The 23,859-nt window shown below is 67.7% G+C and carries 26 protein-coding genes and 1 pseudogene; 13 read left to right on the top strand and 14 right to left on the bottom strand.

The genetic code is table 11. From position 1 onward, the window contains the following. Window position 1: 1 nt before the first annotated feature. Entirely contained in the window at window positions 2–1,243 is a 1,242-nt protein-coding gene (locus E3O28_RS02760) for an alkaline phosphatase PhoX (RefSeq protein WP_241972981.1), read from the bottom strand. A 173-nt stretch (window positions 1,244–1,416) separates the two neighbouring features. Between E3O28_RS02760 and E3O28_RS16190 the strand changes: the two genes are divergently transcribed. The 3 genes from E3O28_RS16190 to E3O28_RS16820 are packed head-to-tail and all read left to right on the top strand — an operon-like array spanning window position 1,417 to window position 4,882. Further along, the gene (locus E3O28_RS16190) at window positions 1,417–1,959 is read left to right on the top strand and encodes a hypothetical protein (RefSeq protein ID WP_166784716.1); all 543 of its coding nucleotides are present in this window, start codon (window positions 1,417–1,419) and stop codon (window positions 1,957–1,959) included. Then, window positions 1,959–3,968, top strand: a complete 2,010-nt coding sequence (locus tag E3O28_RS02750) for an ATP-binding cassette domain-containing protein (RefSeq protein ID WP_241972980.1) — start codon at window positions 1,959–1,961, stop codon at window positions 3,966–3,968. The genes E3O28_RS16190 and E3O28_RS02750 overlap by 1 nt, the downstream gene beginning before the upstream one ends. Then, a complete protein-coding gene (locus tag E3O28_RS16820) occupies window positions 3,965–4,882 on the top strand; it encodes an ECF transporter S component (RefSeq protein WP_241972979.1) in 918 nt (305 codons plus the stop codon). Before E3O28_RS02750 ends, E3O28_RS16820 begins: the two co-directional genes overlap by 4 nt. Here the strand turns inward: E3O28_RS16820 and E3O28_RS02745 are convergent. The 3 genes and pseudogenes from E3O28_RS02745 to E3O28_RS02740 form a co-directional block, all read right to left on the bottom strand. Next, window positions 4,800–5,903 (bottom strand): annotated as a pseudogene (locus E3O28_RS02745) (vitamin B12 dependent-methionine synthase activation domain-containing protein); the annotation flags it as partial. The gene E3O28_RS16820 and the pseudogene E3O28_RS02745 overlap by 83 nt on opposite strands. Further along, window positions 5,897–6,025, bottom strand: a complete 129-nt coding sequence (locus tag E3O28_RS17175; protein WP_255409034.1) for a hypothetical protein — start codon at window positions 6,023–6,025, stop codon at window positions 5,897–5,899. The gene E3O28_RS17175 and the pseudogene E3O28_RS02745, both read right to left, overlap by 7 nt. 82 nt (window positions 6,026–6,107) lie before the next feature. Beyond that, on the bottom strand, window positions 6,108–6,434 hold the full coding sequence (locus E3O28_RS02740) for an antibiotic biosynthesis monooxygenase (RefSeq protein WP_134342381.1): 327 nt from the start codon (window positions 6,432–6,434) through the stop codon (window positions 6,108–6,110). 114 nt (window positions 6,435–6,548) lie between these two features. On the opposite strand from E3O28_RS02740, the gene E3O28_RS02735 reads away from it, so the two are divergent. Beyond that, on the top strand, window positions 6,549–7,190 hold the full coding sequence (locus tag E3O28_RS02735; RefSeq protein WP_134342382.1) for a histidine phosphatase family protein: 642 nt from the start codon (window positions 6,549–6,551) through the stop codon (window positions 7,188–7,190). 191 nt (window positions 7,191–7,381) lie between these two features. Then, window positions 7,382–7,612: a hypothetical protein gene (locus E3O28_RS02730; RefSeq protein WP_134342383.1), complete on the top strand. Its 231-nt coding sequence runs from the start codon at window positions 7,382–7,384 to the stop codon at window positions 7,610–7,612. 81 nt (window positions 7,613–7,693) lie between these two features. Here E3O28_RS02730 and E3O28_RS02725 read toward each other — a convergent pair whose 3' ends face one another. Further along, entirely contained in the window at window positions 7,694–8,536 is an 843-nt protein-coding gene (locus E3O28_RS02725; protein WP_104101476.1) for an NAD(P)-dependent oxidoreductase, read from the bottom strand. Between the two features lie 169 nt (window positions 8,537–8,705). Here E3O28_RS02725 and E3O28_RS02720 point away from each other — a divergent pair, with 169 nt between their 5' ends. Beyond that, window positions 8,706–9,656 carry an FAD-dependent oxidoreductase gene (locus E3O28_RS02720; protein WP_104101479.1) on the top strand — a complete coding sequence of 317 codons (951 nt, stop codon included), beginning with the start codon at window positions 8,706–8,708 and terminating at the stop codon, window positions 9,654–9,656. 141 nt (window positions 9,657–9,797) lie between these two features. Next, complete coding sequence (locus tag E3O28_RS16185) at window positions 9,798–9,935, top strand: hypothetical protein (RefSeq protein ID WP_166784715.1); 138 nt, start codon at window positions 9,798–9,800, stop codon at window positions 9,933–9,935. On the opposite strand, the gene heR is transcribed toward E3O28_RS16185, so the two are convergent. Then, window positions 9,932–10,717, bottom strand: a complete 786-nt coding sequence (heR, locus tag E3O28_RS02715) for a heliorhodopsin HeR (protein ID WP_134342386.1) — start codon at window positions 10,715–10,717, stop codon at window positions 9,932–9,934. The genes E3O28_RS16185 and heR overlap by 4 nt on opposite strands. Window positions 10,718–10,775: 58 nt before the next feature. Here heR and E3O28_RS02710 point away from each other — a divergent pair, with 58 nt between their 5' ends. Next, complete coding sequence (locus tag E3O28_RS02710; protein ID WP_134415136.1) at window positions 10,776–11,273, top strand: DNA alkylation repair protein; 498 nt, start codon at window positions 10,776–10,778, stop codon at window positions 11,271–11,273. Window positions 11,274–11,279: 6 nt separating this feature from the next. Here the strand turns inward: E3O28_RS02710 and E3O28_RS02705 are convergent, their stop codons facing one another. Next, window positions 11,280–12,968: a long-chain-fatty-acid--CoA ligase gene (locus E3O28_RS02705; protein ID WP_134342388.1), complete on the bottom strand. Its 1,689-nt coding sequence runs from the start codon at window positions 12,966–12,968 to the stop codon at window positions 11,280–11,282. Window positions 12,969–13,023: 55 nt separating this feature from the next. Between E3O28_RS02705 and E3O28_RS02700 the strand changes: the two genes are divergently transcribed. Both E3O28_RS02700 and E3O28_RS02695 read left to right on the top strand, forming a co-directional pair. Then, window positions 13,024–14,835, top strand: coding sequence for a DEAD/DEAH box helicase (locus E3O28_RS02700; RefSeq protein ID WP_104101489.1), 1,812 nt, complete (start codon window positions 13,024–13,026; stop codon window positions 14,833–14,835). A 122-nt stretch (window positions 14,836–14,957) separates the two neighbouring features. Then, on the top strand, window positions 14,958–15,359 hold the full coding sequence (locus E3O28_RS02695) for a VOC family protein (protein WP_104101492.1): 402 nt from the start codon (window positions 14,958–14,960) through the stop codon (window positions 15,357–15,359). Window positions 15,360–15,577: 218 nt separating this feature from the next. Here E3O28_RS02695 and E3O28_RS02690 read toward each other — a convergent pair whose 3' ends face one another. Then, the gene (locus E3O28_RS02690) at window positions 15,578–16,078 is read right to left on the bottom strand and encodes a hypothetical protein (protein WP_134342389.1); all 501 of its coding nucleotides are present in this window, start codon (window positions 16,076–16,078) and stop codon (window positions 15,578–15,580) included. Between the two features lie 101 nt (window positions 16,079–16,179). Between E3O28_RS02690 and E3O28_RS02685 the strand changes: the two genes are divergently transcribed. Then, a complete protein-coding gene (locus E3O28_RS02685) occupies window positions 16,180–16,419 on the top strand; it encodes a metal-sensitive transcriptional regulator (protein WP_134342390.1) in 240 nt (79 codons plus the stop codon). Here the strand turns inward: E3O28_RS02685 and E3O28_RS02680 are convergent. The 3 genes from E3O28_RS02680 to E3O28_RS02670 all read right to left on the bottom strand — a co-directional run bounded on the left by E3O28_RS02680 (window position 16,416) and on the right by E3O28_RS02670 (window position 19,158). Beyond that, window positions 16,416–17,189 carry a sulfite exporter TauE/SafE family protein gene (locus E3O28_RS02680; protein WP_347232364.1) on the bottom strand — a complete coding sequence of 258 codons (774 nt, stop codon included), beginning with the start codon at window positions 17,187–17,189 and terminating at the stop codon, window positions 16,416–16,418. The two genes, E3O28_RS02685 and E3O28_RS02680, sit on opposite strands and share 4 nt — an antisense overlap. Then, complete coding sequence (locus E3O28_RS02675) at window positions 17,186–17,494, bottom strand: rhodanese-like domain-containing protein (RefSeq protein ID WP_134342391.1); 309 nt, start codon at window positions 17,492–17,494, stop codon at window positions 17,186–17,188. Before E3O28_RS02675 ends, E3O28_RS02680 begins: the two co-directional genes overlap by 4 nt. 302 nt (window positions 17,495–17,796) lie before the next feature. Next, window positions 17,797–19,158, bottom strand: coding sequence for an MBL fold metallo-hydrolase (locus E3O28_RS02670; protein ID WP_134415135.1), 1,362 nt, complete (start codon window positions 19,156–19,158; stop codon window positions 17,797–17,799). Between the two features lie 179 nt (window positions 19,159–19,337). On the opposite strand from E3O28_RS02670, the gene trxA reads away from it, so the two are divergent. Further along, entirely contained in the window at window positions 19,338–19,718 is a 381-nt protein-coding gene (gene trxA, locus E3O28_RS02665; protein WP_104101506.1) for a thioredoxin, read from the top strand. 98 nt (window positions 19,719–19,816) lie between these two features. Here trxA and E3O28_RS16180 read toward each other — a convergent pair whose 3' ends face one another. From E3O28_RS16180 to E3O28_RS02650, 3 genes are all read right to left on the bottom strand, one after another. Further along, complete coding sequence (locus E3O28_RS16180) at window positions 19,817–20,245, bottom strand: hypothetical protein (RefSeq protein WP_166784713.1); 429 nt, start codon at window positions 20,243–20,245, stop codon at window positions 19,817–19,819. 54 nt (window positions 20,246–20,299) lie between these two features. Beyond that, window positions 20,300–20,677: a rhodanese-like domain-containing protein gene (locus tag E3O28_RS02655; protein WP_104101511.1), complete on the bottom strand. Its 378-nt coding sequence runs from the start codon at window positions 20,675–20,677 to the stop codon at window positions 20,300–20,302. A gap of 320 nt (window positions 20,678–20,997) precedes the next feature. Continuing rightward, entirely contained in the window at window positions 20,998–21,696 is a 699-nt protein-coding gene (locus E3O28_RS02650; RefSeq protein ID WP_134415134.1) for a haloacid dehalogenase type II, read from the bottom strand. Between the two features lie 367 nt (window positions 21,697–22,063). Between E3O28_RS02650 and E3O28_RS02645 the strand changes: the two genes are divergently transcribed. Next, window positions 22,064–23,677 carry an isocitrate lyase gene (locus tag E3O28_RS02645; RefSeq protein WP_134401455.1) on the top strand — a complete coding sequence of 538 codons (1,614 nt, stop codon included), beginning with the start codon at window positions 22,064–22,066 and terminating at the stop codon, window positions 23,675–23,677. Window positions 23,678–23,859 lie beyond the last annotated feature (182 nt).

Below are 23,859 nucleotides of genomic sequence, written 5' to 3'. Positions count from 1 at the left end.
GCTAGTCGCGCGTGATCTTCCAGATGCCGTCGGCGAGGTCCTTGTCGGGGTGCTGCACCGTAGCGAACAGCTCCTTCGGGTTCTTGCCGAAGTAGATCCCGGTGGTCTCGGCGCCTTCATCCGTCAGCGAGGCGAAGAGCTCGACGCTGTCGGACGCTCCGTCGTGGTCTCGGTCCTTTTCGGCCCGGAAGATGTCGCTGAAGCTGTTGTCTTCCGTGATCCAGAGGGCGCCGTCGGGGCCCTCGGCAAGGTTGTCCGGGTTGTTGAACCCGGTGACCCCGGCGGCCTTGTCCTCGACCGGCACGTTCACGCCGGCCTCGACGAAGCTGCTGACGGTGAGCTTCGACAGGTCGATCGCGACCACACGCTCCTCGGAAGTGTTGGCCACGTAAAGGGTCTGGCCGATGATCTCGACGTCTTCCGGGCGACCGAATTCGGTGGCGCTCACCGCGTTGGCCGCGGCATCCGCGTCGACGCGCACCTGCGCCTGGTCGAGGGCCACCCATTCGAAGGCGCCGACCTTCTCGGTGAAGGTGGCCTGGTTCCACTTTTGCGCGGCATCCGTCAGCCCGGTGATCTTGAGGGCGTGCAGCCGGCCCTGGGAGAGGTCGCCGCGAACGGTCGGCACGAACTTGAAGATTGAGCCGCCGTTGAGTTCGTCGATGACGATGACGGAGCCGTCGGCCGTGACGTCGATGCCCTCGTGACGTTGCGCTCCGAGCTCGGTGCGCTCCTCGATACGCTCGACCGTGGTCGGGTCGTTCTTCGCGAAGAACAGTTCGAAGACCTTGCCGCCGGTGGTCTCTTCCGTGACGAGGAGGCTGCCCCAGGGGGTCCAGCGGATGCCATCGAGACGGTTCCAGTCCGCGCGTTGCGCGATGACGCTGACCGCACCGGTCTTCAGGTCGGTCACAGAGACGGCGCCGTTCGAGCCGACCTCGTAAGTGTTGTAGAGGAAGCGGCCGGCCTGAGCACCGGTCTCGTTCTGGGTGTTCATGTCATGCAGGTCGTCGACGCCGGGGTAGACGTCGAGCACGGTTTCGTCGTGCACGAGGGTCTGGGTGAAGCCCTCCGGTAGCAGGTACGGCTGGGTCCAGTCGGTGCTGCCCATGCCGTAGGCGGAACCGGCGAGAGGCACGAAATCGAACGGGCCGGTCGCGGCGAGCGCGGCAGGGGCGATGCCGACGACTGCGGTGGCAGTGGCGGTGGCGGTGAGGGCAAAGACAGCGATCTTTTTGCGCAAGGCGCGACTCCTTCATAGGGGGTAGGTACAACGCCATCGAATCTATGAGCCTCATGCTGACGCCCGGAGGTCTCCCGGTCTCCAGCCGGTGTCGGCCCGGTGAACACTCGGTGCCCCCGTCTCAGCGCGTGACAAGAACCAGACTTCACCCGCCGCTGGGTATTCTGGAGCACATGAAGCTGACAGCACTGGCCACCCTGACCCTGGTGGGGGCGCTGGCCTTGAGCGGATGCACCACCGGCGCGCCCGAGACCGACACCACCCCTGCCGCCGCCTCCGCCACCGCCGCTCCGGCCGACGGGGCCTGTGCCGGCGTGAGCGTCGTCGTCGACTTCGGCGCGCTCGACGCCCCCGAGATCACGGACTGCGTCGACACCGCCACCGCCACCGCCGGGACGATCACGGCCAGCACGGTTCTGGCGACCGCCGGTGTGGAAACCGAGGGCACCGTGGAGTGGGGCGACCAGGTGGTCTGCCGCGTGGGCGGCCGCCCGGCCGCCGACGAAACCATCAAGGTGGCCGGCGAAACCCCGTTCACCGAAACCTGCGCGTCCATGCCCGCCGCTGCCGCTTACTGGGCGCTCTGGGTCAAGCCCACCGCCGACGCGGAGTGGGAGTACGCCCAGGAGGGCCTCGGCAGCCTCGAGCTGGAACCGGGCCAGTCCGTCGGCCTCATCTTCACGACCGGCACCGAGACGCCCACCCCCGGAAGCTAATGCTGCGCTTCCGGTTTCCCCCCCTGCGCTCGGCGGCGCTGCTTGCCGGAGCGTTCGTGGGCATCCGGGTGCTCTACCGGGTGGCCTTCAGCGGGGCATCCGGCGGCGGCCTGTTGCTGCTCGACCTCCCGCGCCTGCCGCTCGATGGGCCGTTCAACCACATCGCGTTGTTCGGGCCCGTCACGACCGGAGGCCTCGGCAATGCCGCCCTGAGCGCGCTGCCCTTCGCTCTGGTGATCCTCGGGTTCGGAGTGCTCAACGCGCTCGTCGACGTGCGCCGCTTCTTCGCCCGGGGCGCTAACCGGGGCCCGCTGCGCGCCCTGTCGCGGTCGCTCGTGATCGCCTGGGCGACGTTCCCGGCACTGATCGACGCGGTGCGCCGGGTGCGCACGGCCAGTGCGTTGCGCGGCGAACGGTCGGCACCGGCCCTGCTGGTGCCGGTCTTCGAGCAGACCGTGGAACGGGCGCTCGGCCTGGCTGCGTCCATGGAGTCCCGCGGGTTCGCCGCCACGCGGGCGGCAGCCGGCGAGTGTGAGAAGCCGGTCGTGATGACGGATGCCGCACTCGGCTTCGAGGGTGAGCGCTGGCACCTCGAGGGACTCACCCTCGACCTCGCTCCCGGCACGCTGACCGTGATCGCCGGTTCGACCGGATCGGGAAAGACCAGCCTGCTGCACAGCATGAGCGGTCTCTTCCAGCACTTCGCCGAAGGCACCCAGCACGGTTCGATCGAGGTGGGCGGCGCCGACCGCGCCGCCACTCCCCCGCGCGAAACGGCCGGCTTCGTCGGACTTGTCACCCAGAACGTGCGGCTCTCCTTCGTGGCCGAAACCGTGCCGGACGAGATCGGCTTCGCCCTCGCGGTGCGCGGCATCGCACCGGTCCTCGTGGAGCAGCGGGTGCGCGACGTGGCCGAGCGGCTGGGGATCGAGCATCTGCTCGGCCGCGGCACCTCGGAGCTCTCGGCGGGCGAGGCCAGTCTCGTCGCCATCGGCGCCGCCCTGGTCAACCAGCCGATCCTGCTGCTCGTGGACGAACCTCTGGCCGATCTCGACACCCCGGCCCGGGAGCGCGTGGTGCAGGTGCTCGACCGCCTGGCCCACGAGACCCAGGTCTGCGTCGTGGTCGCCGAGCACAACACCCGGGAGTGGTCGAATTCGGCGGATGCCTGGCTCGAGCTCCGCGGTGCGCGCGTGCATGCGCTCGGCCCGGGCGAGCGGCCGAGTGCGCTGGTCGCGGCGGAGCAGGCGGCGGAGCAGGCGGCGGAGCAGGCGGCACAGCAGGGTCAGAGCACCCTGACCACCCCCGCCACCGGGCCTGCGGGGCCGCTCGCGAGTATCCGTCACCTCACGGTTCTGCACGGGAGCGAGCGGGCGGTCGACGATGTGTCGCTGGACCTCTACGCGGGCGACCTGGTGGCGCTCGAGGGTCGGAACGGCGCGGGCAAGAGCAGCCTGCTGCGCGCGATCGCCCTTTCGGCGACGCGAGGCAGCGTGCTCGTGGCCGGGCGGGACGTGGCGCAGCTGCGCCCCCGATACCGCCCCACGGCTGTGGCCCTGGTGCCGGAGAATTTCGACGATCTGCTCTTCGCCGTCACGGTGGCCGAGGAGTGCCGCCGGGCCGACCGCCGGCTGAAGCCCCCGGCCGGGAAGGGAACCGGGATCGGAACCGCGCTCCGGTTCGCGAACCTGCTCGGGCTTGGCACCATGGCGGAGGCGGCGCACCTGATGCGGCGGCATCCGCGGGACCTCTCGGCCGGCGAACGCCTCTGCCTCGTGATGGCCATCCAGCTGGCCGCCGAGCCGCGGGTGCTGCTGGTGGACGAACCGACGCGCGGCCTCGATCCACAGGCCCGGGCGATCGTCGCCGCCGCGCTAGTGCGCGCCTCGAGTGACACGTCGGCGGTCCTGTTCGCCACCCACGACCGCGACTTCGCCCGGTCCCTGGCGACGAAGACGGTCATCATGGCCGCCGGCCTGCTCACCGAACCGGAACCGGTGCGGTCATGAGGCGCACCGGCTGGACGGGCTGGACCGCCTGGGTGCTCGGCGGCGGGAGTATCCTCGCCGCCGCCGGCTTCGCCTGGCCGTTCTTCGTCTCGGCGCTGCCGGAGAACGCCCAGTCGGCCGCGCCGGTCGTGGCCTTCGCGCTCGTGCCGGCCCTGATCGTGGCCCTCGCTCTCACCCTCGACGGGGAGATGTACACGGCCAAGACCGTGGCCCTGCTGGGGGTGCTCTCCGCGGTCGGCGCCGCCGTGCGCATCGCGGGCACCGGCGTCGGCGGCGTCGAGGCCGTGTTCATCCTGCTGATCCTGGCCGGTCGCGCCTACGGGGCCCGCTTCGGGTTCCTGCTCGGCCTGCTCACCATCGCGGTGTCCTCGGCCCTGTGGGGTGGGTTCGGCCCGTGGACCCCGTTCCAGATGTTCGCGTGCGGCTGGGTGGGAGCCGGGGCGGCGCTGCTGCCGCGCATCCGTTCCGCACATATCGGCGCGGCCCGCCTCGAGATCGCGATGCTCGTGGCCTACGGCATCGTGGCGTCCTACCTCTTCGGACTGGTGATGAACCTCTGGTTCTGGCCGTTCGCGGTGGGCTCGGGCACCGACATCTCCTATGCGGCCGACGCCACGCTCGGCGAGAACCTCGCCTCCTTCGCCCTGTACACGCTCGTGACGTCGACCCTCACCTGGGACACCGTGCGCGCCATCACCACCACGGTCGGGATCGTGCTGGTAGGCCCGGCCGCACTGGCCGCTCTCCGCCGAGCGAAGCTGGGCCGGCCAGGCAGGGCTGCCCGACCACCCCAGGCCGAACCGGCTACACCGGCTACACCGGCTACACCGGCTACACCGAGAAGTACTTCCCTTCCGGGTGGTGGAACACGAACGCATCCGTCGACTGCTCCGGGTGCAGCTGCAGCTCCTTAGACAGCACCACACCCATCCGCTCGGGCCTGAGTAGTTCGACGACCGTGCGGCGGTCCTCCATCTCGGGACAGGCCGGGTAGCCCAGCGAGAACCGGGTGCCGCGGTACTCGAGCTTGAACATGCCGGCCAGTTCGACCGGGTCTTCGGCACCCAGGCCGAGCTCCTCCCGCACCCGGGAGTGCCAGTATTCGGCCAGCGCCTCGGTGAGCTGCATGGTCAGCCCGTTGAGCTCCATGTAGTCGCGGTATCTGTTCTCGGCGAAGAGCTTTGCCGTGACCGTGTCGACGTTCGCTCCGGCCGTGACCAGTTGGAGGGCGACGACATCCGTCTGGCCGGATTCGCGTGGGCGAACGAAGTCCGCCAGGCACAGGTGCCGGTCGCGCCGCTGCCGGGGGAAAACGAATCGCAGGCGTTCGGAATCCACGGTGCCGCCGGAGCCGCCGTCGGGGGCGGGCAGGCCGGCGACCCCCAGCACGCCCGACGGGTCGTCGCCGTGGTGCAGCACGACGAGGTCGTTGCCCTCGCTTGAGGCCGGGAAGTAGCCGTAGGCGACGGAGGCGTCGAGTATGCCCTCGGCGAGGATGCGGTCGAGCCAGTAGCGCAGCCGGGGTCGGCCCTCGGTGTCCACCAGATGCTGGTAGCTCTTGCCGTCGTCGCCGCGGCTGGGCTTCAGACCCCACTTCCCCATGAACGTGGCCCGCTCGTCGAGGAACGTGGAGTACTCGGCCAGCGCGATCCCCTTGACGATGCGGGTGCCCCAGAACGGCGGAACGGGCACGGGGTTGTCGGCGACCACATCGGAGCGGGCCGGCATGGCGTCCGGCTCCGTGACGGTGAGCAGACTGCGCTTGTGGATGCGCTTTTTGAGCGGCGGCAGACCCACGGATTCCGGGTCGGCGCCCCGCGCGACGGCGACCAGCGGCTCCATCACCGCCAACCCCTCGAAGGCATCCCGCGCGTAGCGCACCGCGCCGTCGAACAATTCGGCACGGTCCTCCTCGACGTAGGCCCGTCCTACAGCATGGTGCCCATGGCGCCGTCGGCGATGACGACCCGGACGTTCAACGCATCCAGCAGAGCCTGGGCCCGCATCGGTCGCACGGCGTCGGTGTGCAGGGCATCGTGTGCACGGGGTTCGCTCATCGACCCAGCTCGACCGGGCCGCCCGCCGCGCAGCTCCGTGTAACCCGCCGTGGCCTCGGGCACCGCAGGGGACGCGACTGCGTCAGGCCGGCGAGCCGCCGGCGATCTCGTAGGACCACAGCTCACTGCTGATGCCCATGGGCCGGGCCGGTGCTTCGCCCTCCGTCGGGGCGTCGCCGCGGTGACCCTGCGCGAAAGACGGCGAGGTCAGCCAAGCCTGGAAGGACTCCTCGTCGGCCCAGCGGGTGACGACCAGCCAGGTGCTGCGACCATCCGTCGGCTTGAGTAGTTCGAAACCCTCGAAACCCGGTCGGTCGTCGACCGCACCGGCTCGGGCGGCAAACCGGAGGGCCAGCTCGTCGCCGTTGTCGCCGGGCACCGTGATGGCGTTGATTTTGATGATCGTCATGGGGTTTCTCCCTCTCGTGGATGCACTGTTTACTCCTCCCATGCTGTCACCCTCGGCGGCGACGATCTCACCCTGCGGGCTCTCGCCAGGCCCGATGCCTATGCTGGTGTCACAATGCGACTCTTTCTGATCCGTCACGGCCAGACGCCCGCCAATGTGCTCGGTCAGCTCGACACCGCTCACCCTGGCCCCGGCCTGACCGAGCTCGGGTTCCGGCAGGCCTCAGTGATTCCGGATGCCCTGCGCCTCGAGTCCATCGACGCCATCTTCGCGTCGACGCTCGTACGCACCCGGCTCACGGCCGAGCCGCTGGCGACCGCGTTGCAGCTCGACGTTCAGGTGGCCACCGGGCTGCACGAGATCGAAGCGGGCGCGCTCGAGGGACTTAGCGACCGGGCATCCATTCGCACCTATTTTGAAACCGTGCTGACCTGGGTCACCGGGGACCTCGCGGCCAGGATGCCCGAAGGCCTGGACGGGAACAGCTTCTTCTCCCGGTTCGACGCCGATATCGCTTCTGCCGCCGCCGGTGCCGACACGGCGGCGGTGTTCAGCCACGGCGCGGCGATCCGCGTGTGGACCGCGGCCCGCGCCAGCAATGTGTCGCCCCTGTTCGCGGGCACGACCGACCTCGAGAACACGGGGATGGTCGAGTTGTCCGGCTCTCCCGAAGACGGTTGGACCCTCGTTTCGTGGGCCGGCCTCAGCGTGGGCTCACCGGGCGGACCGCAGCTGCTGTCGCTCAAGGTGCACTGAGTCCTCCGCCATTGGTTGTCTCGCGCGGTTGTATCGCGCGGTTGTATTACGCCCGGAGGGCCGAACCAATTCGACGGAGATTTTAAGGAAAAATCCGGTTTTCGGGCTGTTTTGGGGCAATTTGGGCAGAATCTCCGAATTCGTTCGGGACGAGACGCTACACCGGCCTGACCGACGCCCAGCGCCTGTCCATGATCGGCATCACGCCGATGATCGGGCTGAACGACACGGGAGAGGTCTGCTCGCTCACCGACACGACCAAGGTCGGCAAGTTCGCCAAGGCGAACGCGCTGAACTACCTCGGCTGGTGGGAAATGACCCGGGACCAGCCGTGCACCGGCGGGATCGCCGCGTACATGTGCTCCGGGGTGAGCAACCCGCAGTGGTCGTTCTCCCGGGCGTTCGTGGCGGCCACCAACTAGCCGCACGCCATTCAGCACCGAAAAGACGCATGCCCCTGCCCGGCCGGGTGGGGGCATCCGTTGCTTCATCGGCTGAAACGGCTACACGTGGTCGCGCCAGCTGTGCTGCGGTGCGTAGCCGAGCATCCGTCGGGCCTTGTCGATGGAGAGCAAGGTGTCGTTCTCGCCGACCTCCCGGAGTTCGACGTCGGGGAAGACCTCGGCGGCCAGCTCGGCGTTCGGCCGGCTCATCACCGTGTCGGCGGCGGCGATGATGAACGCCTCGAAGCCCGGCTTCGCGTTCTGCAATGCCCGCAGCACGGCCTGGGCGCCGTCACGGCCGTCGATGTAGCCCCACAGGTTCCACTTGCGCAGGGTGGCGTCGGCGTCGAAGGCGGGGAAGGCCGCGTAGTCCTCCGGGTCCTTCACGTTGGAGAAGCGCAGAGCCGTGATGCTGAGTTCGGGATCCCAGCGGGTGAGCTGGATCGCCAGCTGCTCCTCGAGGTGCTTCACCAGCGAGTAGGTGCTCTCGGGCCGGGCCGGGTACTCCTCGTCTACGGGAATATAGGGCGGGTCGATGTCGAACGGGAGACCGAGCACAGTCTCGCTGGACGCGTAGACCAGCTTCTTGATGCCCGCCCGCCGGGCCGCCTGGAACACGTTGTAGGTGGAGAGGATGTTGTTGTGGAACGTGGCCACGTCGGGAACCAGGCCGGGAGCCGGGATCGCGCCCAGGTGCACGATGGCGTCGAACCCGCTATGCCGGTCATCGACACCGAGGACCGCGTCGACGACCTGGCCGTAGTCTGTGAGGTCCACGACCACCAGATCGTGGCTGCGGGCACCGTCGCGGTCGAGGTTCAGTACCTCGTGACCCTCGGCGACGAGGTACGTCACGACGGTCCGGCCGAGCTTTCCGCTTCCACCAGTGACAACGATCTTCATGCGGGACTCCTTTGTGTGGGCGGTGCTGCGGATGCAGCGCTGCGGATGCAGCGCTGCGGCATCCGTGCCGGGTCTCGGCAGCTAGGACGACACGAACAAGCGTACGACTGCACGGTGGGCGCGCTGTGCGTGCAATGCGCGTGCAACGCGCGTGCACTAGCCTCCAGACATGGAAACGTGGGACGTCATCGTGGTCGGTGCGGGCGTCTGCGGTCTGACCATCGCCCGGAACCTGCAGGAGCGCGGTCGTGCGGTCCTCCTCCTCGACAAGGGATCGCGGCCGGGCGGGCGGCTCGCGAGCCGCCCGCTCGGCGGCCGGTTGTTGAACCCGTCCGTCGACGCGGTTCACAGTCACGACGCCGAGGTCACCCGCGAGATCACCCGCCGAACGGGAGCCCGGTTCGTGCCCGACACCGAGGGCTACGCGAAGTGGATGTTCGACGAGCCCGCGGGCGATATCGCCAAGCGGTGGGCGGGCGGCACGACGCTCCGGCGCACCTTCGTCACCCACCTCGCCGTGCAGAATTCCGGTCTCATCCACGTCGTGCCGCACAACTCGGGGGAACCGTTCGGAGGCCGGGCGGTGGTTCTCACAGCGCCGGTTCCACAGAACCTGCAGATGCTGCGCGGCAGCGGGATCGCTGTCGCGCCCGGCCTGCTCGAGGCTGCCTACGACAGGCGGGCCGTTCTGCTGTGCATCGTCGACGGCGCCGACGTCGTGAATGACGTCGTGGGCTGGTCCGCTCCCGACGGAGTCATCGAGACGATTAGAGTCAGGCACCGGGACGATGCCCGACAGGTGTGGCTCGAGGTCATTGCAAGCCCGCTCTGGAGCGAGGCGACCTGGGACGCGGACGCCACATTCTCGCAGGCGGAGCTGCTGGCCGAGCTGATCCGGCTGCTGCCCGGCGTGCGCGTTCTGGACTCAGCGTTGAAGCGCTGGCGGTATGCGAATGCTGTGGTGCCTGCAGATTCGGGGTCGGATTCCACGTTCTTCCGCAGCGCGGACCAGCCCGGCATCTTCGTGGCGGGAGACGGTTTCGGGCGGCTGCACGGGCATCCGTCGGGCATCTCTCGGGCCGTGCGCTCCGGACTGGACGTGGCCCGCGCGCTCGCCTAGCCCGTTTGAGCCCGGCGGTCGAGCTCGTCTTCCGGCGGTCGAGCCCGTCGAGACCCGGCGCGCCGTCGCTAACTTCGGAGATTTTGGCGACATGCCGCCCAGGCGCCCAAACCGGCGTTTCCTAAGATTCTCCGTATTAACGTGACGAAAGATGCGGGTGGCAGACCCGGTGACGGATGCCCGAAGCAGGCCTGGTCGCTCCCCGCCGAGGCACTGGCCGGGTTCGAGCAGGCCCTGCTGGAGTCGGCCCCGCACCTGACGGTGTCGAACCTCGCCTAGAGCAGCACGCCCCACACCACGTGCGCGGCCAGCAGCGTGGTGCCGAGCGTGACGAGGGTGATCTGCACGATCTCCACTCGGTGCGGATGCGCCCATGCGCCGTGGGCTCGCCGGCCGAGCCAGGCGTTGGTCCAGACCAAGGCCGCCACCGCGAGCAGCGAGAGGGTGACGGTGCGCACGAAGAGTTCGGGCACGTCATGGAGAACCCCGGCGCCGACCTGGTAGAAGGCGATGATGCCCCACGGCACGATGCCGACCATGGCTCCGAAGACGAAGGACCGGAGCGAGCCGCCGGCCGGTTCACGCTCCTGCAGTGCGAGGAATAGCGCGGCACCCGCCGTGATGGCGTAGAGCGCCACCAGCGTGCCGACCTCCGTGACGCCGTTGAACTGGGCGATGAGGAACACCGTGACCGCGGAGACCTGCGAGTACTCGACCCAGCGCAGCGGATTGCGCGCGGCGGCCAGGCCGCGCCGGTAGCTGCCGGCGACCGTCGGGGTCACGGCGGCGAGGCGTAGGAGCGCGGAGAAGGCGAGCAGGACGACGACGGCCACCCCGAGGTTCACGGCGGCCAGGTCGACGACCTGCGCTTCGGCCTGGGAACCCACCGGCCCGCCGGGGAAGCCGGCCGTGACCGGCAGCAGCACCGGGGCGCTCTGGGCCAGGACGACCACGGAGACCAGAACGGCCTGTGCGATCAGGAGGAGTGCGGCGGCGAGGTTGACGCTGCTCAGGCGGGTGGATCGGGCGTCCGTCACGGTGTTCTCCGATGCCGTCGTCATGCGCTCAGCGTAACGGCCGGGGTGCGCCGGCAGCCTCCGGAAACGCGAGAATGAAGGGGTGAGTGACGCCGGCAGCTTCGTAGACGCGACGCTGCAGGCCGAGGGGGATCCGTACCGGGCGGCGGCGGCGCAGGAGCGGCTGGGCAGCGACCTGCGGTTCTACGGTGCCTCGGTCGGCGCGGTGCGCGGAACGATCCGGGACGCCGGCCGCCGGTATCCCGGCCTGACGCACGACGACATCACAGCATTGAGTTCCGAGCTGTGGGCGGTGCCGGTGTTCGAGCGCCGTCTCGCGGCCGTCGTGCTGCTGCAATCGAATGTGCGGGTGCTGGACAACTCCGACCTGAGCCGGATCGAGGGATTTGTGCGAAGTGCCCGCCTGCGCGAGTTGGTCGACCCGCTCGCCGTCGACGTGGTGGGTCCGCTGGTGGAGCGGTTGGATGCGCCGGGCCGGGCCCGGGCAGACGGGGTGCTCAATCGCTGGGCCGGCGACGGCGATCCGTGGTTGCGCCGGGCCTACCTGCTCACGAGGCGTCGGCTCGAGCAGCACCTCTGATCAGTCTCAGAGCCCCGGCAGAACCTGCTCGCGCACCTGCTTGCGCAGGATCTTGCCGAGCATGGAGCGGGGCATGTCCTCGATCGTGACGATCCGGCGCGGGATCTTGTAGGCGGCGAGGTGCTCGCGGCAGTGCTCCCGCAGTGCATCCTCATCGAGCGGCACTCCGGGCTTCAGCTCGACTGCCGCGACGACCATTTCCCCGCCGCGTTCGAGAGCCTTGCCGACGACGGCCGCGTCGACGACATCCGCGTGCAGTCGCAGCACCGCCTCGACCTCCGAGGGCGAGACGTTGAAGCCGCCGGTGATGACGAGTTCCTTGGCGCGGTCCACGATCGTGGTGAAGCCGTCTGCGTCGACGGTCACGATGTCCCCCGTGCGCATCCAGCCGCCGGGGAGGAGGGCCTTCGCGGTCTCCTCGGGGTTGTTCCAGTAGCCCTGGAAAACCTGGGGGCCCTTCAGGAGCAGCTCGCCGGGCCGGCCCTGCACTACCTCCACGGTGGGGTCGTCCAGGTCGACCACCTTCATCAGCGTGGAGGGAAAGGGCACGCCGACCGTGCCGGGCCGGCGGGTGGGGTGGAACGGGTTGCCGAGGGCCACCGGCGACGTCTCCGTCATGCCATAGCCCTCCACCAGCAGCCCGCCCGACACCGATTCCCACAGTTCCACGACATGGTCGGGCAGGTTCATCGCACCCGAGATGCAGTACTTGCAGGAGCGCAGCGAGATTCCGCGCTCCTTCGCCACCACGGCCGTGCGCTCGTAGATCGGCGGCACCGCGCAATACACCGTGGCGGGCGACTTCTTCATGGCGTCGAGAATCAAGTTGGGGTCGAACTTGGGGAACAAGACGAGCAGACCTTGCTTACGGATGCCGTAGGTCAGGTAGAGGGTCATGCCGAACGCGTGGAACATCGGCAGGATCGCGTAGAAGACCTCCTTGCGGTACTCGGCCCCGTGCATCCATGCCTCGCCCTGCAGAGCGTTGGAGTACAGGTTGAAGTGGGTGAGCATGGCGCCCTTGGGCTGGCCCGTGGTGCCCGAGGTGTACTGGAGGGCCGCGAGGTCGTCGACCGACGGGCGCGGATGCGCGGGATCGATCGGGAGATGGCTGAGCAGCTCCTTCCACGGGATCGTGCCCGGCGCGGCAATCGTGAGGGCCTCGCGGGATTCGCGCAATTTCTTCACCGGCAGGTGCAGGGCGAGGCGCTTGAGGGTCGGGAACGCCAGGAGCAGGTTCACGGACACGATGTGGTCGATCTCGATGTCGCGCGGGAAGGCGCGAACGGAGGCCACGGACTTGTCCCAGGCGATCACGATGCGCGCCTGGTGGTCCTCGAACTGGTGGCGGAGTTCCCGCGAGGTGTACAGCGGATTGTGCTCGACCACCACGGCACCCAGGCGCAGCACCGCGTAGAAGGCGACGACGTGCTGGGGGCAGTTCGGCAGGATCAGGGCCACCCGGTCTCCCGCTCGCACCCCGAGGTGCCGCAGACCCTCCGCAACCCGGTCGACCTGGTCGCCGAGCTCGGTGTACGTCGTGCGGCGCCCGAAGAACTCGAGTGCGGGGTGGTCACCGGCCTCGGCCACGGCCCGCTCGAGCATCGCGACGAGCGACTCCGTGGGGAGCTCGATCTCGGCCGGGACGCCCGGCTGATAGTTCTTTACCCAGGGTTGCTGCTGCGTTGTCGACATGGTCTTATCCTCCCGCACGAACGGGGCGCACTCTCCGATGGATTACCGTTGTAGTATGCACACCCCTGACACGACCCCCACGCAGAGCGAGGCAGATACTGCCCGCGACACGAAAACCTTCGCCGACCTTGGGCTCAATGATTCGATGCTCAAGGCGCTCAAGGACGTCGGGTACGAAACTCCCTCCGCCATTCAGGCCGCCACCATCCCCCCGCTTCTCGCCGGGCGCGACGTCGTCGGCCTCGCCCAGACCGGAACCGGCAAGACTGCCGCGTTCGCGCTGCCGATTCTTTCGCGCCTCGACCTGGCGCAGAAGACCCCGCAGGCACTCGTGCTCTCCCCGACCCGTGAGCTTGCCCTACAGGTCTGTGAGGCATTCGAGAAGTACGCCGGTCATATGCGCGGCGTGCACGTGCTCCCCGTCTACGGCGGCCAGGGCTATGGCGTGCAGCTCTCCGCGCTGCGTCGTGGGGTGCACATCGTCGTCGGTACGCCCGGCCGCATCATGGACCACCTCGAAAAGGGCACGCTCGACCTGTCGCAGCTGAAGTACCTGGTGCTCGACGAGGCCGATGAGATGCTCAAGATGGGCTTCGCCGAGGACGTCGAGACGATCCTCGCCGACACCCCGAACGACAAGCAGGTCGCCCTGTTCTCGGCGACCATGCCGCCGCAGATCAGGCGGATTTCGAAGAAGTACCTGAACGACCCCGAAGAGATCACGATCAAGAACAAGACCACGACCTCCGCGAACACGACCCAGCGCTACCTGATGGTGTCGTACCCGCAGAAGGTCGACGCGCTCACCCGCATCCTCGAAGTGGAGAACTTCGAGGGCATGATCGTCTTCACCCGCACCAAGAACGAGACCGAACTGCTCGCCGAGAAGCTGCGCGCGCGCGGCTACTCCGCCGCTGCCATCAACGGCGATGTGGCCCAAGTGCAGCGCGAGCGCACCGTCAACCAGCTCAAGTCCGGCAAGCTGGACATCCTGGTCGCAACGGATGTCGCCGCGCGCGGCCTCGACGTCGACCGCATCAGCCACGTCGTCAACTACGACATCCCGATCGACACCGAGTCGTACGTGCACCGCATCGGCCGCACCGGCCGAGCCGGCCGCAGCGGCGCAGCGATCAGCTTCGTCACGCCGCGCGAGCGACACCTGCTCAACGCCATCGAGCGGGCGACCCGCCAGCCGCTGACGCAGATGCAGCTGCCCAGCTTCGAAGACGTCAATGTCACCCGCCTGGCACGCTTCGACGACGCCATCACCGAGGCCCTCGGCCAGTCCGAACGGATCGGCGCCTTCCGCGACATCATCGGTCACTACGTCGCACATCACGACGTGCCCGAAGCGGATGTCGCGGCGGCCCTGGCGGTCGTCGCCCAGGGAGAGACTCCCCTGCTGCTCACCCAGGCGGATGCCCGCGCGCAGCGGCCCGAGCGTGCCGACCGCGGCGACCGGGCAGAGCGCGCCCGCGCCGACGCCGGTCGCGGCGACCGCCGTGACGAACGCGCAGAGCGCGGCGAACGCGTGGAGCGGGTGGAACGCCGCCCCCGCGACAACAACCGCGCGATGGCCTCGTACCGCATCGAGGTCGGCAAGCGCCACAAGGTGGAACCGCGCCAGATCGTCGGCGCTCTCGCCAACGAGGGTGGCCTGAGCCGCGAAGACTTCGGTCACATCCAGATCAACCCGGAATACTCGCTCGTCGAGCTGCCGGCCGACATGCCGGGCGACGTGCTGGGTCGACTGGAGAACACCCGCATCAGCGGCAAGCTCATCGAAATCCGTGCCGACGGCGGCGGACCGGTTCGTCGCGAGGGCCGCACCGAGCGCCCGCCGCGCCAGCCGCGCAGCTACTAGGCACCTGCCTCGGCAGGGCACGGGGTATCCGCGATCCGCTACCCTGCCGGGGGCTATCCAACTCTGGTGCAGAGTGCAATCGTCGTCGGCGAATCACATGGTTCCTGACGAAGGAGATTGACATGTTCACCAGTTCCGAGGCCTTCAGTTCGTTCTCCGTTGACGACATCGACAAGGCAAAACGCTTCTACGGTGAGACCCTCGGTCTCTCCGTCACGGAGGGCATGATGGGCAACCTCGAGGTTCGGCTCGGCAACGGCGCGCAGCTGTTCATTTACGTCAAGCCCGATCATGTGCCGGCGTCCTTCACCGTTCTCAACTTCATGACCGACGACGTCGAGAAGACGGTCGACGAGCTCAACGCCCGCGGCGTGACCACGAAGATCTACGGCGATGCGGATCTGGCCGACATGCCGCCCAACGACGAGAAGGGCATCATGCGCGACGAGGAAGACCGGGCCCAAATCGCCTGGTTCACGGACCCGGCCGCCAACGTGCTGGCCGTGGTCGCGGAATCCATGTAGCGGTGTACCCGGTGATCTGGAACGGGGAGACCAGCCAAAACATCATCGGCCGTTGGAGACCTTCGTCGGGAGCAGACCGGAACTCGGCGGTCTCAGCGCGCAGGAACGTGACCTCCTGAGCACCACGGTCTTCCGGGCAGTGGAGCGTCGGTGCGACTGTTGGGGGTTTGACTTCCTGTGGTTGCCGGTCGGCTCGACCCTCTGGCCCCCTGACGGTGTCAGCGGCTCCGCGTCGCCGGGAACAGCGGCTTGCAGGTCGTGCAGACCTCGCCGTCCTCACCGTTTACACTCCGATCGTCGACGGCACGGTGCTCGATGCCCAGACGCTCGAGCAGCGCCCACGCCAGCAGCGCGATCGCGGCGACGGCGACGACCGGGCGAACGGCGGCCGCGATAAGTGGAACGGCCTCCCGCAGTTCGGTGGTGAGATAAACCGCGATCAGGCCGAGCACGGGCCAGCGCACGTCACACCGGGTGGCTTCCCCGCCGATCGGGGCATCGAAGTAGCTGGCGACGACCAGGCCGATCAGCCCGGCCCCGACGACCGTGACCGCATAGGCCCAGACGGCACCGGGGAACATCAGTGATCCGCCGGCCACGGCAACGGAGCCCGAGGCGAGTGTCAGCGCGGTTAACGCCGCCGCCGCGATGCCGGCTGCGACCATCCGTCTTCGGCGAGGCCAGATGCGGAGGTCGGTGAACGTTCTAGAGATTCTCATGGTGTGGCTGATTCCTCGATTGTCAAGAGGGTTGATACCCCACGGGGTATTTTATACACATGTAGTCAGACCCGACAAGGCCAGATGATCTGCGCAAGACCATGAGCCGGCTCAAGCGCGCCCAGGGGCAACTCGTCGCGGTGATCGCCGCCGTCGAAGCAGGCACCGACTGCCGGGCGGTCGTCACCCAGCTCGCCGCCGTCTCCAGCGCCATCGACCGCGCCGGCTTCACGATCATCACCTCCGCGATGAAGGAGTGTCTCCCCGACCAGGGCGACACCGTTGACAAGAAGCCCCTCCACGTGGAGGAACTCGAGAAGCTGTTCCTAGCGCTGTCCTAGTCGACAAGCGCCACCACGGCCTGCACGGCCACATAGACCGCGACGATCAGAACCAGAACGGCGAATCCGCGTTTCAGCACAGTGTCGGACAGTCCGCGGGCGAGCCGGCCGGCGATCAGCGACGCAGCCATGGCCGTCACGGCGAACGCACCGGTCACGGCCCAGTCGATCTGCACGTCACCCAGGTGCGCGGTGAACCCGGCCAACGAGTTGATGACGATGATGACCAGCGAGGTTCCCACGGTCACGCTCATGGGCAGGCCGAGCACGAGGGTGAGCGCGGGCACGATGAGGAAGCCTCCACCGACTCCGAGCAGCCCGGTCAGGAAACCGACCACCGCGCCGGTGGCGAGCGCGCGGGGCAGGCAGCTGCGCCACCTGATCTCCCCGCCCGGGAGCGCACAGGGGCCGCCGCCAGGTCGGGGCGGCATGAACATGCGGATGCCGGCGATCACCATGATCACGGCGAAAATCAGCAACAGAACTCCCGGGTTAAGCAGCCGGTTGACCATGGTGCCCAGGTAGGCGGTCGCCACCCCGGCCGACCCGACGATGGTGGCCAGCCGCCAGTTGACGCCGCGACGCAGCCGCGGGAGCACGGCGACGGCGGAGGCCGCTCCGACAACGATCAGGGAGGTGGGGATCGCCTCCTCCAACGGCAGCCCGACCCCGTAGACGAGGGCCGGCACGGCGATGATCGCCCCGCCCCCGCCGACCAGGCCCAGCAGGGACCCGACGATGAGCCCGAGGACGAGGGCCGCGATGATCACGGGCGCTGAGGCAGAACAGTGGGCAGCCGCTCAGCAGTCCACTCGAGCATTCCGCCCGTCATCGTATTCGCGTCGAATCCCGCGGCAGCCACGTAGTCGGCGGCGCTGGCGCTGCGACTCCCGCTGCGACAGCCCAGGATCACGGGTCGCTTCGGGTCCAGAGCTGCGGTGTTCTCCGGAATCGTACTGAGCGGAATGTGCCGGGCTCCGGCGATCATGCCGTCGAGAAGCTCGGGGGTTTCCCGCACTTCGACGATCTGCGCCTCGGCCAGGCGGCTGAAGACCTGCTGCGGGGTGAGTTCCATTATGAGTGCCTTTCCAGGGACAGATTGGGGCGGAACGGTGCCCACAGAACCAGGAGGACTCCGGTCAGCGCGACGACGCCGAACAGGACCGCTCCCAGAAGACGATGGGGAGCACCAGGGCCGCGTACCAAAACAGGCCCGGCGTGAGCACCCCGGGCAAAAACGGAGAGACTGATCGAGACGACAGTGTCGAGGCCAGAACCGAAGAGCACACCGATCGGCAGCATCTTCCAGGGACGGTCCACGAGCCGGGACTGCGCTTCTCGGCCGGGTGGATCGCCGTTCGCTTTCCCGGCATGGGGTTAGACGGTCAGCTCGGCCAGGGTGAGTCCGGCAGCCGTGGCCTCGTCGAAGTTCCCGTCGACGTGCACGACCTCACGGCCGGCGCGCTGCAGAAGGCTGGCGGCGACCCCGGCACGGTAGCCGGAACCGCAGTGCACCCAGATTGTGCCGGCCGGGATCTCCTCCATCCGGGAGAGCAACTCGTGCAGCGGAACATTCACCGCACCGAGCAGGTGGGAACCGGCGAACTCGTCGGCGCGACGGGTGTCCAGGAGGACATCCTGTTCGGCGCGGCCCTGCAGCATCCCGACCCAGCCCACACGCGGGTAGGTGGCGACCGGGGCATCCGGGGCCAGGGCGTGCGGCTCGGTGCCGATGGCGGCATCCGGCGAGTCGATGCCGATGCGCGACAGGTCACGGATGGCGTCCTCGACGTCTGCGCGGTCGCCGACCAGGGTGAGCTGCTCCTTCCAGGGCAGAACCCAGCCCAGGTAGGTGGTGAAGTTCGAGCCGTTGCCGTATTCGAAGCTCACGGCACCCTGCAGGTGGTTACTCGAGAACGCGACCCGGTTGCGCAGGTCGACGACCCACTCCCCCTCGGCCAGGCGCCGGGTGAGCTCGACGGCGTCGAGGGACTCGGGCACCTGCAGGTTCGGCGCGCCGGGACCCTGCGTATTCGCGGGGGCCATGTGCGCGTAGTAGGAGGGGTAGGCGGTGAGGTTGGTGATCAGGTCGCGCACGAAGTGCTCCTCATCGGAGTCGGTCAGGGCGTGGTTCGCCGTGAGCTGTTCGCCGATGGTGGATGCTCCGGCGCCGGTGGCCGGGCCGCTGGAGCAGAAGGAGCCGAACCCGTGGGTCGGGAAGAGCGCGGCGTCATGCTCGGCCTTGTGCACGAGCCGGCGCACCGAGGCATACTGGTCGTGGGTGAGCGCGACCGTGTCGGTCGTGGCTACCAGGTCGGTGCGTCCGACCGAGCCGAACAGCAGGCTGCCGCCGGAGAAGACCGCCTCTTCGCTGCCGTCGCTGACAATGTAGGACACGTGGGTGTGGGTGTGCCCCGGCGTGGCCACCACGGTGACGGTCAGGCCGCCGACTGGGAAGACCTGGCCGTCGGTGACCGGCTCCCGCTCGAAAGTGACGGAGTCGGCGGCGTTGACCAGGTACTTCGCGCCGTGCACCCGGGCGAGCGCGAAGCCGCCGGTCACGTAGTCGTTGTGCAGGTGGGTCTCGGCGACGTGGGTGATGGAGACTCCGGCCTCGCGTGCCGCGCTCTCCACCCGGTCGGTGTCGCGCTGCGGGTCGATGACCAGCGCGACCGCGCCGTCGTGCACCAGGTAGCTGCGGTCTCCCAGCTGCGGGGTTTCGATAACGATAACGTCCATGGTTCGAAGTCCTCCAAGTCTTGCGTGCGTCGTGCTGACGTCTTGCCTGCGTTGTGCGTGCGATCGGATCGCACATTGGATACGATACCCCCAGGGGTATCTGAAAAGCAACCTGTCGGGCCGCTCCGGGCGTCGCCCGACGCTTGACCAAAATACCCCATGGGGTATATTCTGGAGTCATGGCAACCATTGACACCACCGAGAAAACCTTCGACCAGACCATCACCGACAACTCCATCGTGCTGGTGGACTTCTGGGCGGCCTGGTGCGGCCCGTGCCGCATGTTCGCGCCCACCTTCACCGCCGCGTCCGAGAAGCACCCCGACATCGTGTTCGCCAAGGTCGACACCGAGGCCGAGCAGAGCCTGGCCGCCGCCGCGGGCATCCGTTCGATCCCGACGCTGATGGCCTTCCGCGATAAAGTGCTGGTGTTCTCCCAGCCCGGCGCCCTGAACGCCTCCTCACTGGAAGAGGTCATCACCGCCGTGCGGAGCCTCGACATGGACGAGGTGCACGCCAGCATCGCGGCACGCCAGGCCGCCGACAAGGCGTCTGCCTGACCGGCCTCTCCGCCTTACCGACTCCCGGCGACGCCCCCCAGGCCGGCCAGTCGAACCCGAGCGGCATGGTCATGGGCACGCTGACCGAGGACCAGAAGTCAGAGCTCGCGGCGATGAGCGAAGAAGAGAAGCTCGCGTACGACCTGTACGCCGCATTCGACGCCCAGTACGACCCGGCGCTCTCTACCCGCATCGCCAAGTCGGAATCCAAGCACCTGGATGCCGTGTGCACCCTCCTGGAGCGGTATGAGCTCACCGACCCGACCGTCGGACTGGAGGCCGACGAGTTCCTGACCGACGACACCCAGGACCTCTACGACACTCTCCTCGCCGAGGGCTCGGTCAGCGTGGACACCGCTATGGAGGCCGGACGCGCGGTCGAGGAGACCGACATCGCCGATCTGACCATCGCGGTCGAGGGCGTCACCGCCCCCGACGTGCTGAAGGTCTACGAGCGACTGCTGGCCGCTTTCGAAAGCACCTCGTCGCTTTCGGCGGCTAAGCACCGGCAACACCGCGAAGGGCACCCACGCTCGTGGGTGCCCTTCGCGGTGTTGTGGGTGGTGCCGGTGTTGCGGGCACTACGGGGTCGTGACGATCGGGAGACCGGTGGAGACGGTGGCGGCAGACATGGCGCCGGCATCCGTCACCGAGGTGAACCCGAGATCGGCCAGACGGGCCGCCGCGGCGGCCGAACGGCTGCCCGAGCGGCAGTACACGACGTAGTCGCCGTCGGTCGGCAACGCCGCAACCTGGCTGTCGAAGTCGGATGACTGCACATCGATGTTCAGCGCGTCTTCGAGGTGACCGGCGGCGTACTCCCCGGGGGTGCGCACGTCGATCACGACGGTGCCGGCCGCCATGGCGGACTCAGCCGCCGGGGCGACCGGAGCGGAGCACGCGGTGAGGCCGAACAGGGCGGCACCGGCCAGGACGAGTGCTGCGACGAGGTTCTTCATGCCTAGTTGCAGGTGCAGCGCTGAGCGGGCGGGATGTCGGCCATGACGCTGTCGACGTGCTCACCGCAACCGGTCCAGGTGATCTTGCCGCAACGGTTACAACGAATGGGGCTGCACATAGCTGACTCCTTCTCGATTCACTGAAAGTATCAGTATACCCCCTAGGGTATCCAGAGCGCCACCATCGGCCTCGGTCTCTTTCCCGACAGCCCTTGCCCCCAGACCACGGCCCGCCCGAACGAATTCGACGGAGATTTTCCGATTTTCGACCTGTGTGGGCCACAAACCGGGCTCCAGAGCCAAAATCTCCGTCGAATTCGTTAGGGGCGATGGGCGGGGTGCGAGTCGCGGGCGAGCTGGGTGGCCAGTTCGCCGAGGGCGGTGATGGTGTGGTCCGGTGCCGCGAAGAAGCTGGGGTAGATCTCATCGGCGCGGTTCAGCCACGCAGTGCGGAGGCCTGCCTGCGCGGCCCCGTGGATGTCCCAGGGGTGCACGGCCACCAGGAGCAGCTCGCCCGGCTTCACTCCGCAGACATCCGCGGCGTAGTCGTAGGCGGCCCGAACCGGCTTCCAGGCCGGGGCGTCCTCCACCGTGAGCAGAGCCTCGAACTCCCCTCGGAGACCCGCGCGGGTCAGGAGGGACTCGGCCACCTGCGCGGATCCGTTGGAGAAGGTCACCAGGCGCAACCCTGCACTTTTCAGATCACGGATGCCGTCGGCAATGTCCGGATGCAGGCTCAACGTCTCGAAGCCGTCCATCACGTGGCGCACCGAGTCGTCGAGGCTACGGGTCAGGTCGACGTCGCGGAGGACCCCGCGCAGGATCTCGGATCCGATCATGGAGAATTGCGCGGTTCCTCCCGCGGCGGCGAGGGCGAAGCCGTCCCGCAGCAGCGAGGCGAACCAGACCCGGGCCAGGTGGGCCGGGGCTCCGATCTCCACGAACCGGGCGCTCAGCGGGGACATATCGGAGAGGGTTTCGTTGACGTCGAAAACGATTACTGAAGGTGTGCTGTTCATAGTGATTTCCTTTGATTGGTGCGGTTCTGCCGCCGTGCCTTTCCCGCGAGGAACACCCCAGCCACGGTCAGGGCTCAGGTGGTCCTCCGGTCAAAGCTTTCTTCCGCGCAACACCCTAGTCGCGCGGGGAGGGATCCACCGGGGTGGCCTCCCCTCCGATCCCACCTGGGTCGTCGATCTCGGCATATTCCCGGTCACGATCCGGCTCGCTCAGGGAATTCTTCTCAAACGAAGAAGAATCCCAAAAGTTCTGCCGGGAATCGTGAAGAAGACCGCTTGTTATTGCAGCAGTCTTCAATTAGCAGCCGATAACGGGCCGCCGGAAGCCGTCCAACGCTCTGCACAATTCAACGTCGAAGGAATGCACATGACCATCTATCAAGACGACACCCAGGCTGTCGAAGCTCTCAAGAACGCGGCCGGAAGCAGCTGGGACGCGATCAACCCTGAGTCGGTCGCCCGCATGCGTGCACAGAACCGCTTCAAGACCGGCCTCGAAATCGCCCAGTACACCGCCGACATCATGCGCAAGGACATGGCGGAGTACGACGCGGACTCCTCCGTCTACACGCAGTCCCTCGGAGTCTGGCACGGCTTCATCGGCCAGCAGAAGATGATCTCGATCAAGAAGCACCTGAAGACCACGAACAAGCGCTACCTGTACCTGTCCGGCTGGATGGTCGCTGCTCTGCGAAGCGACTTCGGCCCGCTGCCCGACCAGTCCATGCACGAGAAGACGGCCGTTCCCGCGCTGGTCGAGGAGCTCTACACCTTCCTCCGCCAGGCCGACGCCCGCGAGCTGGACCTGCTATTCACCGCCCTGGACGGGGCCCATACCGCCGGCAACGACGCCAAGGCCGCGGACATCCAGGAACAGATCGACAACTACGAGACCCACGTCGTGCCGATCATCGCGGACATCGACGCCGGTTTCGGTAACCCCGAGGCGACGTACCTTCTGGCCAAGAAGATGATCGAGGCAGGCGCCTGCGCCATCCAGATCGAGAATCAGGTCTCGGACGAGAAGCAGTGCGGCCACCAGGACGGCAAGGTCACCGTTCCCCACGAGGACTTCATCGCGAAGATCAACGCCGTGCGGTACGCGTTCCTCGAGCTCGGCATCGACAACGGCATCATCGTCTCGCGCACCGACTCGCTCGGTGCCGGCCTGACGCAGAAGCTCGCCGTGACCTACCAGCCCGGGGACCTGGGCGACCAGTACAACTCCTTCCTCGACGTCGACGAGATCACCGAGGCCGAGTTGGGTAACGGGGATGTTGTCATCAAGCGCGACGGCAAGCTGCTGCGCCCCAAGCGCCTGGCAAGCAACCTGTTCCAGTTCCGTCAGGGCACCGGTGAGGCCCGTTGCGTTCTCGACAGCATCACCTCGCTGCAGAACGGCGCGGACCTGCTCTGGATTGAGACGGAGAAGCCGCACGTCGCCCAGATCGCCGGAATGATGAACGAGGTCCGCAAGGTCATCCCGAACGCCAAGTTGGTCTACAACAACAGCCCGTCGTTCAACTGGACGCTCAACTTCCGTCAGCAGGCGTACGACAACCTGCTCGCCGAGGGCAGGGACGTGTCGGCCTACGACCGCGCGAAGCTGATGAGCGTCGCCTACGACGAGACCGAGCTCGCTCAAATCGCCGACGAGAGCATCCGCACCTTCCAGCGCGACGGCTCGGCCGAGGCCGGCATCTTCCACCACCTCATCACTTTGCCGACCTACCACACGGCCGCGCTGTCCACCGATGACCTGGCCAAGGGCTACTTCGCCGACCAAGGCATGCTCGCCTACGTCAAGGGTGTGCAGCGTCGAGAGATCCGTGAGGGGATCGCCACGGTCAAGCACCAGAACATGTCCGGCTCCGACATCGGTGACAACCACAAGGAGTACTTCGCCGGCGAGGCCGCCCTGAAGGCCGGCGGCACCAACAACACGATGAACCAGTTCGAGGAACCGGCACTGAGCCACTAGCCCGAGTTCTGCAGAGGTCGCAATGAAGAAGCCCCAGTCGCAGAACTGGGGTTTCTTCGTTGGCCCTCCACCTTGGCCGGCAGGCTGAGGTTGTGCCAATCCTTGCCCGCAAAGGCTTCCACCTGCTCGTCGCCCCCTCGGGGCTGGCCAGACGCCTGCCGATGCCGATGCCGATCGAGCGT

Source organism: Cryobacterium sp. TMT2-14 (assembly GCF_004402465.1).
Lineage (GTDB): Bacteria > Actinomycetota > Actinomycetes > Actinomycetales > Microbacteriaceae > Cryobacterium > Cryobacterium sandaracinum.
This window is presented reverse-complemented; position numbering and strand designations above follow the sequence as displayed.

Excerpts from the sequence above, each read along its gene's own strand:
- E3O28_RS16190 (WP_166784716.1), top strand. The coding sequence starts at position 1,417 with ATGAAGCTGACAGCACTGGCCACCCTGACCCTGGTGGGGGCGCTGGCC.
- E3O28_RS02750 (WP_241972980.1), top strand. The coding sequence starts at position 1,959 with ATGCTGCGCTTCCGGTTTCCCCCCCTGCGCTCGGCGGCGCTGCTTGCC.
- E3O28_RS16820 (WP_241972979.1), top strand. The coding sequence starts at position 3,965 with ATGAGGCGCACCGGCTGGACGGGCTGGACCGCCTGGGTGCTCGGCGGC.
- E3O28_RS17175 (WP_255409034.1), bottom strand. The coding sequence starts at position 6,025 with ATGAGCGAACCCCGTGCACACGATGCCCTGCACACCGACGCCGTGCGA.
- E3O28_RS02740 (WP_134342381.1), bottom strand. The coding sequence starts at position 6,434 with ATGACGATCATCAAAATCAACGCCATCACGGTGCCCGGCGACAACGGC.
- E3O28_RS02735 (WP_134342382.1), top strand. The coding sequence starts at position 6,549 with ATGCGACTCTTTCTGATCCGTCACGGCCAGACGCCCGCCAATGTGCTC.
- E3O28_RS02730 (WP_134342383.1), top strand. The coding sequence starts at position 7,382 with ATGATCGGCATCACGCCGATGATCGGGCTGAACGACACGGGAGAGGTC.
- E3O28_RS02725 (WP_104101476.1), bottom strand. The coding sequence starts at position 8,536 with ATGAAGATCGTTGTCACTGGTGGAAGCGGAAAGCTCGGCCGGACCGTC.
- E3O28_RS02720 (WP_104101479.1), top strand. The coding sequence starts at position 8,706 with ATGGAAACGTGGGACGTCATCGTGGTCGGTGCGGGCGTCTGCGGTCTG.
- heR (WP_134342386.1), bottom strand. The coding sequence starts at position 10,717 with ATGACGACGGCATCGGAGAACACCGTGACGGACGCCCGATCCACCCGC.
- E3O28_RS02705 (WP_134342388.1), bottom strand. The coding sequence starts at position 12,968 with ATGTCGACAACGCAGCAGCAACCCTGGGTAAAGAACTATCAGCCGGGC.
- E3O28_RS02700 (WP_104101489.1), top strand. The coding sequence starts at position 13,024 with ATGCACACCCCTGACACGACCCCCACGCAGAGCGAGGCAGATACTGCC.
- E3O28_RS02695 (WP_104101492.1), top strand. The coding sequence starts at position 14,958 with ATGTTCACCAGTTCCGAGGCCTTCAGTTCGTTCTCCGTTGACGACATC.
- E3O28_RS02690 (WP_134342389.1), bottom strand. The coding sequence starts at position 16,078 with ATGAGAATCTCTAGAACGTTCACCGACCTCCGCATCTGGCCTCGCCGA.
- E3O28_RS02685 (WP_134342390.1), top strand. The coding sequence starts at position 16,180 with ATGAGCCGGCTCAAGCGCGCCCAGGGGCAACTCGTCGCGGTGATCGCC.
- E3O28_RS02675 (WP_134342391.1), bottom strand. The coding sequence starts at position 17,494 with ATGGAACTCACCCCGCAGCAGGTCTTCAGCCGCCTGGCCGAGGCGCAG.
- E3O28_RS02670 (WP_134415135.1), bottom strand. The coding sequence starts at position 19,158 with ATGGACGTTATCGTTATCGAAACCCCGCAGCTGGGAGACCGCAGCTAC.
- trxA (WP_104101506.1), top strand. The coding sequence starts at position 19,338 with ATGGCAACCATTGACACCACCGAGAAAACCTTCGACCAGACCATCACC.
- E3O28_RS02655 (WP_104101511.1), bottom strand. The coding sequence starts at position 20,677 with ATGAAGAACCTCGTCGCAGCACTCGTCCTGGCCGGTGCCGCCCTGTTC.
- E3O28_RS02650 (WP_134415134.1), bottom strand. The coding sequence starts at position 21,696 with ATGAACAGCACACCTTCAGTAATCGTTTTCGACGTCAACGAAACCCTC.
- E3O28_RS02645 (WP_134401455.1), top strand. The coding sequence starts at position 22,064 with ATGACCATCTATCAAGACGACACCCAGGCTGTCGAAGCTCTCAAGAAC.